This is a genomic window from Pseudomonas brassicacearum, from assembly GCF_009601685.2.
Taxonomy (GTDB): Bacteria; Pseudomonadota; Gammaproteobacteria; order Pseudomonadales; family Pseudomonadaceae; genus Aquipseudomonas; species Aquipseudomonas kilonensis_B.
In genome coordinates this window covers 2,599,389-2,613,840 of sequence record NZ_CP045701.2, presented here as the reverse complement: position 1 = coordinate 2,613,840, position 14,452 = coordinate 2,599,389, and the positions used below count along the sequence as shown (strand labels likewise).

The 14,452-nt window shown below is 61.3% G+C and carries 10 protein-coding genes; 7 read left to right on the top strand and 3 right to left on the bottom strand.

From position 1 onward, the window contains the following. Positions 1-40 precede the first annotated feature (40 nt). On the bottom strand, positions 41-2,413 hold the full coding sequence (locus GFU70_RS11495) for an EAL domain-containing protein (RefSeq protein WP_153388055.1): 2,373 nt from the start codon (positions 2,411-2,413) through the stop codon (positions 41-43). 355 nt (positions 2,414-2,768) lie between these two features. Here GFU70_RS11495 and GFU70_RS11490 point away from each other — a divergent pair, with 355 nt between their 5' ends. Both GFU70_RS11490 and GFU70_RS11485 read left to right on the top strand, forming a co-directional pair. Then, positions 2,769-3,779: a response regulator gene (locus GFU70_RS11490; RefSeq protein WP_058546111.1), complete on the top strand. Its 1,011-nt coding sequence runs from the start codon at positions 2,769-2,771 to the stop codon at positions 3,777-3,779. 3 nt (positions 3,780-3,782) lie between these two features. Further along, positions 3,783-4,736 (top strand): diguanylate cyclase, encoded by a 954-nt coding sequence (locus GFU70_RS11485; RefSeq protein ID WP_058546112.1) that lies wholly within the window; start codon positions 3,783-3,785, stop codon positions 4,734-4,736. A 380-nt stretch (positions 4,737-5,116) separates the two neighbouring features. On the opposite strand, the gene treA is transcribed toward GFU70_RS11485, so the two are convergent. Beyond that, complete coding sequence (treA, locus tag GFU70_RS11480; protein WP_153388054.1) at positions 5,117-6,745, bottom strand: alpha,alpha-trehalase TreA; 1,629 nt, start codon at positions 6,743-6,745, stop codon at positions 5,117-5,119. Positions 6,746-6,945: 200 nt separating this feature from the next. After that, complete coding sequence (locus GFU70_RS11475; protein WP_116642472.1) at positions 6,946-8,502, bottom strand: carbohydrate porin; 1,557 nt, start codon at positions 8,500-8,502, stop codon at positions 6,946-6,948. 170 nt (positions 8,503-8,672) lie between these two features. Here GFU70_RS11475 and GFU70_RS11470 point away from each other — a divergent pair, with 170 nt between their 5' ends. The 5 genes from GFU70_RS11470 to GFU70_RS11450 are packed head-to-tail and all read left to right on the top strand — an operon-like array spanning position 8,673 to position 14,449. Continuing rightward, entirely contained in the window at positions 8,673-9,947 is a 1,275-nt protein-coding gene (locus GFU70_RS11470) for an ABC transporter substrate-binding protein (RefSeq protein WP_058546115.1), read from the top strand. A 21-nt stretch (positions 9,948-9,968) separates the two neighbouring features. Beyond that, complete coding sequence (locus GFU70_RS11465; protein ID WP_153388053.1) at positions 9,969-10,934, top strand: carbohydrate ABC transporter permease; 966 nt, start codon at positions 9,969-9,971, stop codon at positions 10,932-10,934. Then, positions 10,931-11,773, top strand: a complete 843-nt coding sequence (locus tag GFU70_RS11460; RefSeq protein WP_153388052.1) for a carbohydrate ABC transporter permease — start codon at positions 10,931-10,933, stop codon at positions 11,771-11,773. The genes GFU70_RS11465 and GFU70_RS11460 overlap by 4 nt, the downstream gene beginning before the upstream one ends. Before the next feature lie 31 nt (positions 11,774-11,804). Then, positions 11,805-12,950 (top strand): ABC transporter ATP-binding protein, encoded by a 1,146-nt coding sequence (locus GFU70_RS11455; protein ID WP_153388051.1) that lies wholly within the window; start codon positions 11,805-11,807, stop codon positions 12,948-12,950. Then, the gene (locus GFU70_RS11450) at positions 12,947-14,449 is read left to right on the top strand and encodes a glycoside hydrolase family 32 protein (protein ID WP_193034290.1); all 1,503 of its coding nucleotides are present in this window, start codon (positions 12,947-12,949) and stop codon (positions 14,447-14,449) included. Before GFU70_RS11455 ends, GFU70_RS11450 begins: the two co-directional genes overlap by 4 nt. The last annotated feature ends 3 nt before the right edge of the window (positions 14,450-14,452 follow it).

Genomic DNA, 14,452 nt, shown 5'->3' with positions numbered 1-14,452 from the left:
CCAGCGGGGATAAATCCCCTCGCCACAATGAGTACGGGCCTTAGGTATCCAGATCCGTATCAGCCGCCTGGGCTTGCAGCAACACCTTGAACTGATCGGCGGGAACCGGTTTGTTGAAGTAGAAGCCCTGGAATTCGTCGCAGGCATTGTCCCGCAGGAAATCGGCCTGCGCCTTGGTTTCCACGCCTTGGGCCACCACGGTCAGGCTGAGCGTGCGACCCATGGCGATAATGGCCTCGGTCAAGGCTTTGTCTTCCGACACGCTGCTGGTATCGCAGATGCACGAGCGATCGATCTTGATGACGTCGAGCGGAAACTGCTCGAGGGCAGAAAGCGAAGAATAACCAATGCCGAAATCGTCGATGGCGATGCGGACCTTCAGGTGTTTAAGCCCCGTCAACACGCTCAACGCTCTCTTGACGTCCTGCATGAGCAGGCTCTCGGCGATTTCCAGTTCCAGCAGACGTGCATCCATACCGGTTTCGGCCAATATCTGCGCCAGGTCCGTGAGCAGGTTCTCATCGGAAAACTGCCGTGCCGTGAGGTTCACGGCGACCCTCAGGTGCGGCAACCCCTGTTGCTGCCAAGCCACGTTTTGCTGGCAGGCGGTCCTGAGTACCCACTTGCCGATCGGCACGATCAAACCGCTCTCTTCCGCGACCGGGATGAACTGCATCGGTGCCACGATACCCAGGTCTGGATGATTCCAGCGCAGGAGCGCTTCCATGCCGGTGATTCGGCCACTGCCGATATCTCGCTTGGCCTGGTAGTGAAGCTCGAACTCGTGGCGCTCCAGCGCGTGGCGCAAGCTCAGCTCCAGCGTCAACCGTTCCAGTGAGTCCGCGTTCAGCTTCGCGGAGTAGAACTGGAAGTTGTTCTTGCCGCATTGCTTGGCCTGGTACATCGCGATATCGGCGTTTTTCTTGAGTGTCTGCTCGTCCAGGCCATCCTGTGGAAAGACACTGATGCCAACACTGGCAGTCACCCGGAACTCCTGGCCCTGGAGGTTGAAGGGCCGGGCAATGGCGCCGAGGATTTTCTGGGCGGTGGCTGCCACGTCCTTGTCATCGGACAGCTCCGGCAGCAGGATCACGAATTCATCGCCGCCGAATCGGGCCACCGTATCGCTGGTGCGCAGACACCCCTTGAGTCGCAGCGCGACCTCCTCGAGCAATTGATCGCCGGCATCGTGCCCAAGCGTGTCGTTGACTTGCTTGAAGCGGTCGAGGTCAAGGAACAGCACCGCCAGTTGCCGGTGATAACAGCCTGCCTCGCTGATGCTCTGGCTCAACTGCTTGCTGAACAGGCTGCGATTGGGCAACGCCGTAAGGCCGTCGTGATAGGCCAGGTACTCGACACGTTCAGCGTAGGCAATTTTCGCCTCGGCCGCGCGCAGGCGGCTTTGCACCAGTTGCCAACTCATTCGGGCGAGCAGCCCCGCCATTAACATCAGCAACAGGCTGGCGCCTGTCGCACGCCAGAGGTAGGTGTGCGCTTGCCGGGCCACCGAGGCCAACTGTTCTTCTTCGGATAAACCGACGACCACCGCGAGCGGAAAATCGTAGAGCTGACGGGCGTTGGTGTAGCGCCGCACACCGTCCCATCCATTGATCGAGCGTACCGCTTCAGTGTTTTCAGTGTCCGGCACCACGGCGGCGTAATCGACCTCGTCGCCGGCCGAGATCGCATCCCCGCTGCGCCGTGCCCGAAAGATGCCGTCGATGCCCAGCAGGCCGAGCACGCCATGATCGCCGAGTTTCGAGGGGTCATAACTGCTGACGAAATAGGCCGCGTCGACCTTGACCATGGCGATCCCGGCGAAGGCGCCATCCCCCGCGTCGAGCCGCCGGCTGAAACGCAACTTCCACTCCCCCGTCGCCGGGCTTTTCCACGGACGGCTGATCGACAGTGCAGTGTCACGCCCCACCGTTTGCAGCTCATCCTTGGCAATCCGGCTTCCGGCCTCGCTCGGCTGGGTGCTGGCGACGACCCGGCCAGTGGCGTCGACCACGCTGACGTCAAACAGATAAGGGGAAGGCAGCAAGGCGCGTGCCTTGAGCTGGGGCAGCGGGTTGGTCTCGCGCCCGGACTCGTAGGTGTACTTGACGAGCTTGAGGGTCTGATCGATTTCACGCACCGCCCGCAGGATCTGCGCTTCGTAGGTGGCGCCGATTTCCAGGCTCGCCTCGGCGATGCCCTGCTGCGCGCGGGCCTGCTCGACCTTGATCAGGTACAGGGTGCCCGCCCAGATGACCGACAGCAGTAAAACCGCCAGCAGCGGGAACAGAATGTAGGCTTCCTTGACCGGGTCGAAGCGGCGCCAAAACGGATGACTCGTCGCATCGGACAGGGCGTTTTCACGAGGAGCGACATCCTGGGCCGACGTCAGTACACTCGCCCGCTGGATCGCCATGGTGTGCTCCCTGCATTGTTCAATGCCGACGGCCTGCGGGTATCCGACCCGGCAAACGCCGCGAGGCGTTCGTGGCTCCTGATCGCCGACACTGAAGGACCGCGGACTTGCAGAAAACTATAGACCACAAACTGCGCCTGCCACTGCCAATCGGCACGCCGACCGTGGCTTTGCGGTGATTGTCATGACGAAGTGCAGTTGACTCCCCTGACTTATTGGTCCAGTTTTTAATACAACAGTGTCCTGCAGGTCTTTGATGCAGGACGTAATACCTGATAAATCCTGTTCGTTAAGCAAAGGGCCCCTGCCAGCCTATGAGTGATGTATGTAGGACCTTCCCAGCCATTGAACGCCAATGGACGTCCCTGTGTCGTTGATTCCCCTGGTTGTGTGTGACGACTCCAACATGGCGCGCAAACAGGTGTTGCGCGCGCTGCCCACAGACTGGCCGGTTTCGGTCACCGAGGCGGTCAACGGGCGCCAGGCCATGGACGCCATACGCCAGGGCCTGGGGCAAGTGGTGCTGCTCGACCTGACCATGCCGGAGATGGATGGCTACCAGGTGTTGAGCGCCTTGCGCGCCGAAGGCTTGAAGGCGCAAGTCATCGTGATTTCCGGTGACGTCCAGGACGAGGCGGTGCGCCGCGTGCTTGAGCTGGGCGCGCTGGCATTCCTGAAAAAACCTTTCGACGAAAACGAACTGCGCCAGACCCTCACCCGGTTGGGGCTACTGACCCCATCCGGCCAGGTGCCACTGCCGAACCGTTCGGCCCCGAACGCGGCCATCAGTTTTCACGATGTGTTCCGCGAGACGGTCAACGTTGCCATCGGCCGGGCGGCGGCCCTGATCGCCAAGGTATTGGGGGTCTTTGTGCAGTTGCCGGTGCCGAACGTGAACATCCTCGAGGTCGGTGAACTGCACATGGCGCTCAACGACGTCGGCAGCTCCCAGCAACTCACGGCCATCTGCCAGGGTTTCATCGGCAGCGGCATTGCCGGCGAAGCCCTGCTGATATTCCATGACTCGGAAATCGCCGACATCGCGCAATTGATGCAGCGCGAGAGCGCCGATTATTCGGACCTGGAAATGTTGCTGGACCTTTCCAGCGTCTTGATCGGTGCGTGCCTCAGCAGCATTGCCGAGCAGATCGATGTGGTGTTTTCCCAGGGCCATCCGCAGATTCTCGGCCAGCACGCGGCCATCGAGGAACTGATCCAGGTCAACCGCAAGCATTGGAAAAAGACCCTGGCGGTGGAGATCAGCTACAGCCTGGAAGGGCACGATATTCGCTTCGACCTCTTGCTGCTGTTCACGGAAGACTCCATCGAACGGTTGACCCACAAACTCGCCTACCTGATGAACTGAGCCATGAACGATTCCATCGATCTGAACGAGTTTCACTGGTTGCTGGCCATCGTTCAGAGCATCGACGTCGGTGTCGTGGTGCTCGACCGCGAGTACCGCGTGCAGGTCTGGAACACCTTCATGGAGAACCGCTCCGGGGTGCAGCCCAAGGATGCTCACAATCAGCATTTTTTCAGCCTGTTCCCTGAAATCGATCGCCAATGGTTCAGCCGCAAGGTGGAAAGTGTCGCGACCCTGGGCACGCCAGCGTTCACGGTCTGGGAACAGCGCCCGTACCTGATCCGGTTCAAGAGCTACCAGCCGATCACCGGCCAGGAAGCGTTCATGTACCAGAACACCACGCTGCTGCCGCTGCGCTCGCCCGACAACACCATCAAGCATATCTGCCTGGTGATCTATGACGTCACCGACGTCGCCACCAACCGGCATCAGCTCCAGGCCGCCAATGCACAACTGCAACGACTCTCCAGCACGGATCGACTGACGGGGTTGTATAACCGCGGTCACTGGGAAGGCGACCTGAAAGCCGCCTACGCCCGCCACCAGCGCTACGGCAACACGTTGAGCCTGGTGATGCTCGATATCGACCACTTCAAGCAGGTCAACGACACTTATGGTCACCAGGCCGGAGACAAGGTCATCGAGCACGTCGCCGAACTACTGCGCGAGCATGTGCGCGACGCCGATGTCGCCGGGCGTTATGGCGGAGAAGAGTTCGGCGTGGTGCTGTCGGACACCGACAAGGCCGGCGCCCGGATTTTCGCCGAGCGCCTGCGCAAGGCAGCCGAGACGCTGCAAGTGCACTACAACGGCCAGGTCATCCGTTTCACCATCAGCCTGGGGGTAGCCGACCTGAGCCAACCTTCGAACGACCACGCCGACCTGATCGCCAGGGCGGACCAGGCGCTGTATACGTCGAAGAAGAGCGGGCGCAATCGGGTGACGGTGCATGAATAGCCAGCCCACAACGGCTCCCTGTGGCGAGGGGATTCAGCGAAACGTCGCACCGCCCCGCCGGGCTCTGTAGGAGCTGGCGAAGCCTGCGATCTTTTGATCTTGATCTTTCGCTCTCGACTCAATTGTCTGGGGCAAGATCGCAGCCCCGCTGGACTCTGTAGGAGCTGGCGAAGCCTGCGATCTTTTGATCTTGATCCTTCGCTCTCGACTCAATGGTCTGGGGCAAGATCGCAGCCCCGCTGGACTCTGTAGGAGCTGGCGAAGCCTGCGATCTTTTGATCTTGATCTTTCGCTCTCGACTCAATGGTCTGGGGCAAGATCGCAGCCTCGTTGCACTCGACAGCTCACACAGCGCTCGCTCCCACAGGGGCCTTTGGCATTTACTCACCCACAAGCCTTGGGGAAGCTTCGCCATATTTACCCAGCAGCTTTAGCGTCACCCCGTTTGTCCAGCCGAAGCCGTCCTGCAGTTCATATTCGCCGCCTCCCCCGCCGTCACCGCGACCGGACAGATCGTATTTCTCCACCAGCTTGTTCTCCTTGCGGTAGAGGTTTTCGACTTGCTGCAAGAAGCGGCTGCCAATTTGCTGCGCCAGGGCGGTATGCCTGTATCGGTCCAACCCCTCCACCGCCACCCATTGCAACGGTGCCCAGCCATTGGGCTCGTCCCACTGCTGGCCATTGCTGACCTGGGTGGTGGCGATGCCGCCGGGGCGCAACAGGCCATTGCGTACCGCATCGGCGGTGCGATCGGCATGCTCGACAGACGCCAGGCCCGTATACAGCGGGAACAGCGTCGCGGCCGTGAGCTGCTGGCGCTGCTGGTTGCGTTGCCAGTCGTAGTCCACGTAGAAGCCTTTGTCGGCATTCCACAAGTGCTTCTCGATGGCACGCTGGCGCAGTTCGGCGCGCCGGCCGTAAGCCTGGACGCAAGGGGTGTTCTGCACCGTCTCGCAGGCTTTGGCGATGGTGTTTTCCAGATGATAGATCAGGCTATTCAGATCCACGGGCACGATAGCGGTGGTACGAATGCTCGCCAGGTTCTGGCCATCGTCCAACCAGCGCGAGCTGAAGTCCCAGCCACTTTCGGCGCCGGCGCGCAGGTCACGCCAGAGCTCTTCCTTGGGCCGGTCCGGCGCCTGCTCGGCGGTGCTGACATCTTGCAACCAGGATTCCTGTCGAGGCGTCGCGCTGGCATCCCAATAGCGGTTGAGCACACTGCCATCGGCGAGCTTGACCACATGTCGCTCAGCCGCGCCGGGCTTGAGTGCCTGGGCGCCTTCCATCCAATAGGCATACTCCTTCTGCAACTGGGGCAGGTATCGACCATAGGCCTGGTCACCTTCGATACGCGCCTGCAACTGCACCATGTAAGCAAAGAATGGCGGCTGCGACCGGCTCAGGTAGTAGGTGCGATTGCCGTTGGGAATGTGGCCGTAGGTGTCGATCATGTAGGCAAAGTTGTCGGTCATCTGGCGGACCTGGGCCTTATCACCGCTCTGCTCAAGCCCCAGCATGGTGAAATACGAATCCCAGTAATACATCTCGCGAAAACGCCCGCCGGGCACCACATAGGGCTGCGGCAAGGGCAACAAGCTGCTATAGGCCGGCACCTGGCTGTAGGTTCGGCTCAGTATCGGCCAGAGACTGTCGATGTGCTCCTCGATCGGAGCGCCGGGCTTGGGTGCCGGGCTTTCAGCTGCGCCGGATTCGATGAAATTGTCTTTCACGAAGGCCTTGATATCGAAGGCATCGCTGTTACGTCGGGCCAGGTAATCGGCGCGGATCTGCGCTGGATCACGGTTGGGCAGCGCGTCCACGAAATGCTTCTGGTCGGGGAACACCTGCTCGCGTTGCACCGCTTCAAAGAGTTCGGGATAGGCTTGGTCGGGGGGAAGATTGGCTCGTGCCTGGGCGTCGGCGTAGCTCCATGTAGCGGGCGGTTGGCTTGAACAGGCCACGCACAGCAGCGCGGCAAGGGAGAGGCTGGTGAGATCGATAGGTCGCATCAGAGGGTCCGTCCTGTTTTCGTTTCTGACAAACGAGTGACATGACGGGACGGGCCCGGGTTCATTAAATGCGCTCCGATAGCCCCAGTTCCAGTGGGAGCGAGCTCGCTCGCGATGACGGCGGTACATCCAACACCTGTCCAGGCTGACCCACCGCTTTCGCGAGCAAGCCCGCTCCCACCGGTTTCAACTGGCTGGCATCAGAACCAGGTTTCCATCTGGATGCCGTACTGCCAGACACCGCCGGCGTTGAAGTCAGTCTTGCCGAAGGAGTCCGTGGTGCTGTACCGGTCCAGGTCCGACGACCAGTTCATGACGCTGGCGAACAGGCGTAGCTCAGGGCGCGTGAGCAGATCGCCCAGGTCAGGCTTGAAGGTCGGGGCGACCGTGAACTTCCAGAAGTTACCGTCGACCGCATTGCGTTGCAGGTAGCCCTTGGGGTCCAGCTGCATGGTTTGCCAGCTCATCTCGTAGGCCATCTCGAAATTGCTGTTGATTTCGTTGGCCAACCGCACGTTCAGGGTCATCCAGCGGTAGTCGTCACCCTTGACGTAGCGATCCTTGCTTTGTTCAGCCAGCAGGCTTGGGCCGATGCGCCAGCCGGACGCTATAGGGGTCTCGCCGTAGAGCGCCAGACGCAGGGCACGGGCGTCGTCGATCAGTTCGCCATCCGAGCCAACGTTCTTGACCTCTGCCCCTAACCCTTGGCCATAGAGCAGCGCTGTCTTGAAGAAGCCTTCGCGGCCGAAAAAGTTTTTCTGGTGATTGGCGACCATCGCGTGCAAGCCGGAATCGGCTGGCGTCAGCCCCGCTTCATTGGTGCGGGTAGCGAAGTCGTTTTTCTTCGAGCCGATGGCGTTGAACATCCACTGCCACTGGCCACCGTCGAAAAACTGGTTGGAGGTCAGGATGTAGCTCTCCACATCGGCATTGACGCCACCCTCGCTGAAATCCCCGTAGTTGCGACCGATCAGTGAGTAGTTCGAGCGCCAGTCCTTGGTCATCTGCACATCGTAGATGCCACCGCCGGTGCCGGCCAGATAGACCACGTCAGAGTCCAGCCAGTGGATGTCGAAATTGTCCCTGTCGAAGCGCTTGCCGGCCCACAGGGTGGAATTTTCGAACATCGAGTTGCCCTTGAAGGCCGCCAGGTGATCGAGCTCGGTAAACACCTGGCGCACGTTCAGGTTGCTTTCCTCGGCGGTCCAGTCGTTGGAGCTCTCCACACCATCGGCGATGGACACCGTGAACTTGGAGCGGGTGCCGTTCTGCGCGTACAGCTCTTTCGACAGGTCGATGCGCATGTAGGTGTCGTCCTCGTTACCGAGTCGCCCGACAGCGCCACCCACAGAACCGGCCGGGGTGGTGTACGGACCGCCACGACCACCGCCCAACCCATCATTGATCAGCAACCCCGAACGGGCGTAGCCCTTGAAGCTGAAGCCGTCGGTGAGGTGGGCGCCACTGCCCTGCTTCTCTGAACTTTGCTGACTGGCTTCGAGTTTTGCCAGACGGGCATCGAGCGTGGGGACCGTAGCGGCGGACGCCACCGGTTGTGTGGCGGGCGTGGCGCGTTTGATTTGTTGCAGTTCCCTGGCGAGCGCCTGGGTTTGCTGTTCGGCGGCGGCGGCACGTTTTTCCGCTGCGCTGGCACGGGCCTCGAACGCGGCCATGCGTTCTTCCAGCGTTGCGGCCTGAGAAGCGGTCGCCGCGGCGCCGAGCACGCTTGCGAGTAGCCAGCTTGATGCTTTCTGCATGTGGAATTTCCCTGTTTTGTTTTTATTGTTCTGTTGCCGCGACCGGCCTTTTTCGCCCTGGCTCTGAATTGTCAAACCTGAGCAAAAAAAGGATGCCTGATCGCAAATACACTGCTACATTTGGCGATGTTAACGTTAACTTTTCTAAAAACAAAAATAAAGAGGGCTTTATGAAACAGCTCAAATCGCTCCTTCCAGCGGCATTGCTCGGCCTGTGCGTCGGGTTTCCATCCCTCTCCACAGCCGCCAGCCTGACGATTTCCTGCGGTGCCGTGGGCGCTGAATTGCAGCTTTGCAAGGAGGCCGTCGAAGCGTGGTCGAAGCAGACCGGCAACAGCGTCGAAGTGGTTTCCACGCCTAACTCGGCGACCGAGCGGTTGTCGTTCTACCAGCAGATCCTCAGTGCGCAATCCAGCGACATCGACATCATCCAGATCGACATGGTGTGGCCGGGGATGCTGGCCAAGCACTTGATGGACCTGCGCGAGGTGCTTCCTGCCAACGCGACCCAGGGTTATTTCCAGGCCCAGGTGGATAACGCCACGGTGAACGGGCGCCTGGTGACCATGCCGTGGTTCACCGACTCGGGGCTGCTGTATTACCGCAAGGACCTGCTCGAGAAGTACAACAAGCCCGTGCCCCAGACCTGGGAAGAAATGACCACGACTGCCAGGGCTGTCCAGCAGGCCGAACGCGATGCCGGAAACGCCAATGCCTGGGGTTATGTATTCCAGGGACGCGCCTACGAAGGCCTGACGTGTAACGCACTGGAGTGGATCAGCAGCCAGCCGCAAGGTGGGCTGGTCAACGCGCAAGGCGACATCGTGGTCAACAGCCAGGCCTCGAGGGCGGCGTTGACCCTGGCCAAAAGCTGGGTCGGAGACATCGCCCCCCGTGGCGTGCTCAATTACACCGAGGAAGAAGGACGCGGCGTGTTCCAGTCGGGCAATGCGCTGTTCATGCGTAACTGGCCTTATGTCTGGGCCCTGGTGCAAAGCCAGGACAGCATCGTAAAGGATAAGGTCGGCGTCGCTCCCCTGCCCCGCGGCGGCGCGACGGGCACCCACGCGTCCACCCTCGGTGGCTGGGGCCTGGCAGTGTCGCGCTACAGCGCCAACCCCAAGCTCGCCGCCGAACTGGTGAGCTACCTGAGCAGCGCCCAACAACAGAAACACCGCGCCTTGGTTGGCGCCTATAACCCGGTGATCGAGTCGCTCTACCAGGATCCCGAGTTGCTCGCGGCCATGCCGTACTACAGCCAACTGCGCAGCATCCTCAATGATGGGGTCATGCGCCCCGCTTCAATCACCGCCGACCGCTATCCACGCGTCTCCAATGCCTTCTTCGATCAAGTGCACGGCGTGCTGGCGGGCGAACGGCCGGTGGATCAGGCGCTGGCCGAACTGGAAAGCGAACTCACGCGCATCAAACGCCGGAACTGGTAAGCCACAAGGAAGGAAATCACCATGTCTGTCTCCACGACACTCGCCCCCGGCGACGACGAGTACCTGCTCACACGGGAAACGCCGGTACAACGCCGTCGCGTTCGCGCCGCCTGGCTGTTCCTGAGCCCGATGTTGCTGTGCCTGGCCCTGGTGGCGGCCTGGCCGCTGCTGCGCACATTCTGGTTCAGCCTGACCGACGCCAGCCTGGCCGACACAAGCGATGCAACCTTTGTCGGCTTGAGCAATTATCTGTTGCACAGCAGCACCGGCTGGTCAGGCATCCTGGTCGATCCACAGTGGTGGAACGCGGTGCGCAACACCTTGCATTTCACCGTGGTGTCAGTGGGGTTGGAGATCGTCCTGGGGCTGTTGGTGGCGTTGCTGCTGAACGTCCAATTCAGCGGACGCGCCCTGGTGCGGGCGCTGATCCTGATCCCCTGGGCGATCCCGACCATCGTCTCGGCGAAAATCTGGTCATGGATGCTCAACGACCAGTTCGGCATCATCAATCACCTGATGCTCGGCCTCGGCCTGATCGATGCGCCCCTGGCCTGGACGGCCGATGCAGACCTATCGATGTGGGCGGTGATCATCGTCGACGTCTGGAAGACCGTGCCTTTCGTCACGCTGCTGATGCTGGCGGCCTTGCAGATGTTGCCCAGCGACTGCTACGAAGCCGCCAGGGTCGATGGCATTCACCCGGTGAAAGTGTTCTGGTGGGTCACGCTGCCGCTGCTGATGCCGGCCTTGCTGGTGGCGGCGATCTTTCGCATTCTCGATTCCTTGCGGGTGTTCGACGTCATCTATGTGTTGACCTCTAACTCATCGAGCACCATGAGCATGTCGGTCTATGCCCGCCAGCATCTGGTGGAATTCCAGGACGTGGGTTACGGCAGCGCCGCTTCGACCTTGCTGTTCCTGGTCGTGGCGGTCATCGCCATGACGTACCTGTACCTCGGACGCCGTCAATTGGAGGTTCGCTCATGAGCCCGCGCCTGCTGAAAAAAACCCTGCTGCGCGCCGGGTTCTGGTGCCTGATCGGGATCTTGCTGCTGTATGCGGTCTTCCCGTTCTACTACGCCATCGTGACGTCGCTGAAGCCGTCCAGCGCCTTGTTCCAGGTGAGCTACTGGATCGACAGCCCCGACTTCTCCAACTATGCCGCCGTGCTGAGCCAGGCCTCGTTCCTGCGGGCCATCGGCAACTCGCTGGTGGTGGCGCTGAGCGTGGTCGCGCTGGCGCTGTTCCTCAGCCTGACCGCCGCCTATGCCCTGGGCCGAGTGAAGTTTCGCGGACGCGGCGTGGTGTTGATGATGGTCCTGGGCGTCTCGATGTTTCCACAAGTCGCAGTGCTGTCGGGATTGTTCGAGGTGATCCGTGCCCTGGGCCTGTACAACACCTCCTGGGCGTTGATCCTGAGCTACACGATTTTCACCCTGCCCTTCACCGTCTGGGTGCTGACCACCTTCATGGGCCAACTGCCTCATGAGCTGGAAGAGGCCGCGATCATGGACGGTGCGTCACCCTGGGTCACGCTGACCCGCGTGCTGTTGCCGCTGCTCTGGCCGGCACTGGTCACCACGGGGCTTTTGGCCTTCATCGCCGCCTGGAACGAGTTCCTGTTCGCCCTGACCTTCACCCTCACCGACTCGCAACGCACGGTCCCGGTCGCCATCGCGCTGATTTCCGGCGGCAGCCCCCATGAATTGCCCTGGGGCTTGTTAATGGCGGCGTCGGTGCTGGTCACGGTGCCATTGGTGATTCTGGTGCTGATCTTCCAGCGCCGCATCGTTTCCGGCCTCACTGCCGGCGCGTTAAAGGGTTGAGGCCCAACACAGACAAGAAAGGAACAGCATCGTGATCAAGTTGAAGCTGGACAACGTGAACAAACAACTGGGCGGCACACGCATTCTTCGCGACGTCAGCCTGGAAATCTCGGCGGGTGAATTCGTGGTGTTCGTCGGCCCTTCGGGTTGCGGAAAGTCGACCTTGCTGCGGCTGATCGCCGGACTGGATTCGATCTGTGACGGCGACCTGCTGATCGACGGACGCCGGGTCAATGACCTGGAACCGCGCGAGCGTGGCGTCGGCATGGTGTTCCAGTCCTATGCGCTGTACCCGCACATGAGCGTCTACGACAACATCAGCTTCGGCCTCAAACTGGCCAAGACCGAAAAGACCAGCCTGCGCGAGCGGGTGCTGAAAACCGCGCAAATCCTGCAGTTGGACAAACTGCTGCAACGCAAGCCACGGGAACTGTCGGGTGGGCAACGCCAGCGGGTGGCCATGGGCCGGGCCATGGCGCGGGAACCGGACATCCTGTTGTTCGACGAGCCGCTGTCCAACCTCGACGCCTCCCTGCGCGTGCAGATGCGCAACGAAATCGCCCGGCTGCATGGACGACTGGGCTCGACCATGATCTACGTGACCCACGACCAGGTTGAAGCGATGACCCTGGCCGACAAGATTGTCGTGCTCAATGGCGGCCGCATCGAGCAGGTCGGCTCGCCGCGCGAACTCTATGAGCGTCCGGCCAGCCGCTTTGTCGCCGGTTTCCTTGGCTCGCCCAAGATGAACTTTCTGCCGGCGCGCTTGCACACCCCAGGCGAAACCAGCCAGATCGACAGCCCTCTATTGGGCATGACGCCCCTGCCCTTCGACAGCGCCCACCTGGCGGCGAACAGCTCGCTGACCCTGGGGATTCGCCCGGAACACGTGTCGCTCAAAGCGGCGCACGGCAGCGCTGGGGTTGTCGTGGTCGGGGTCGAATACCTGGGCAGCGAAACCTACGTGCACCTGGAGTCCGGCGAGGATGAACCGTTGATCTGTCGCTGCGAGGTCAACGCCGGATGGCAAGTGGGCGATCGGGTTGAACTGCAGCTGGCGTTCGGCAGCCTGCACCTGTTCGATGCGGATGGCACTGCCTTGAGACGCCATCCTGCTGTTATTGAAGTCCTCCCGGAGGACGCCCCGCAGCGCTCGCCAAAAGCAGGCGCCCTATGACTGTGTCCGTGAATGCCATGAACGCCCCCATGCCCTCCCCCCTTGAACATGCGCAGCAGGCGCTGAGTGAAGGTCAGTCTCGCGTCATCGACGATTATCGACCTGACTATCATCTGGCGCCTGTCGCTGGCTGGATGAACGACCCTAACGGGGTGGTGTTTTTCCGTGGCGAATATCACGTGTTCTACCAACACCACCCTTTCGATGCCAAATGGGGTCCGATGTATTGGGGCCACGCCAAGAGCGTCGACCTGGTCCATTGGCAGCATCTGCCCCTTGCCCTGGCGCCGGGGGATGACTTCGACCGCCACGGCTGTTTTTCCGGTAGCGCGGTGGTGTGTGGCGATACCCTGGCGCTGATCTACACCGGGCACACCTGGCTGGGAGAAGTGGGTGACGAACGCTTTATCCGCCAGGTCCAGTGCCTGGCCACCAGTGACGACGGCATCCGGTTCGTCAAGCATGGCGCCGTCATCGAGAACGCGCCGCAAGAAACGATCATGCACTTTCGCGACCCCAAGGTCTGGCAGGAGGACGGCTATTGGTTCCTGATTGCCGGCGCGCGCCTGGGCGACAAACCGCTGCTGCCGCTGTACCGCTCCACCGACCTGCGCACCTGGGAGTTCCTCGACTACGTGTCCAGCGGCAATGAGGTCGATGGCTACATGTGGGAATGCCCGGACCTGTTTCGCCTCAACGGGCGCGACGTGCTGCTGTATTCCCCCCAGGGCATGCAACCTGAAGGTTACGAACGGCTCAACAAGTACCAGACCGGTTATCGCATCGGCCGGCTCGACAGCGAATGGCACTTCAGCGGCGGGCCGTTCATCGAACTGGATAACGGCCACGATTTCTATGCTGCGCAAACGTTGGAGGCCGCCGATGGTCGGCGCCTGATGTGGGCCTGGCTGGACATGTGGGAAAGCCCGATGCCGAGCCAGGCCCATCACTGGTGCGGCATGCTCGGCCTGCCCCGCGAGCTTGAACTTCAGGGCGATCGTCTTGGCGTGTTCCCGGCACGGGAACTGACCGCGCTGCGTCAGGCGCCACTGCCGAGCATCACGCCGTGGGGCGAGTCGGGCAGCCGCTGGGTGCCGCAAGTGAACGGCGACAGGCTGGAAATCCATGTGCATCTGGATCTGCTCGGTTGCACCGAAGGCCATCTGGGCATCGCCTTGCGCTGCAGTGCCGATGAGCAGGAACAAACCCTGCTTTATTACGACGCGTCACTGCAACGCCTGGTGCTCGATCGCAGCCGTTCGGGTGCGCAAGTGAGCGGTCAGCGCAGCGTCACGATAGACCCGGCGCAAACGCAACTGCAGCTGCGGGTATTTCTCGATCGCTCGTCCATCGAGGTGTTTGAGGAAAACGGCCGCTTCAGCTTCAGCAGCCGCGTCTATCCGCGGCCCGACAGCCTCGGGGTGAAACTGTTGGCGAACGGGACGGGCGGGCGCGTCGCCATCCCCAAGGCATGGCCGCTGGACTCGGGCTGGCTGTGAGTA

Coding starts and splice junctions, on each gene's coding strand:
- GFU70_RS11465 (WP_153388053.1), top strand. CDS start 9,969: ATGTCTGTCTCCACGACACTCGCCCCCGGCGACGACGAGTACCTGCTC.
- GFU70_RS11460 (WP_153388052.1), top strand. CDS start 10,931: ATGAGCCCGCGCCTGCTGAAAAAAACCCTGCTGCGCGCCGGGTTCTGG.
- GFU70_RS11485 (WP_058546112.1), top strand. CDS start 3,783: ATGAACGATTCCATCGATCTGAACGAGTTTCACTGGTTGCTGGCCATC.
- GFU70_RS11490 (WP_058546111.1), top strand. CDS start 2,769: ATGGACGTCCCTGTGTCGTTGATTCCCCTGGTTGTGTGTGACGACTCC.
- treA (WP_153388054.1), bottom strand. CDS start 6,745: ATGCGACCTATCGATCTCACCAGCCTCTCCCTTGCCGCGCTGCTGTGC.
- GFU70_RS11495 (WP_153388055.1), bottom strand. CDS start 2,413: ATGGCGATCCAGCGGGCGAGTGTACTGACGTCGGCCCAGGATGTCGCT.
- GFU70_RS11450 (WP_193034290.1), top strand. CDS start 12,947: ATGACTGTGTCCGTGAATGCCATGAACGCCCCCATGCCCTCCCCCCTT.
- GFU70_RS11470 (WP_058546115.1), top strand. CDS start 8,673: ATGAAACAGCTCAAATCGCTCCTTCCAGCGGCATTGCTCGGCCTGTGC.
- GFU70_RS11475 (WP_116642472.1), bottom strand. CDS start 8,502: ATGCAGAAAGCATCAAGCTGGCTACTCGCAAGCGTGCTCGGCGCCGCG.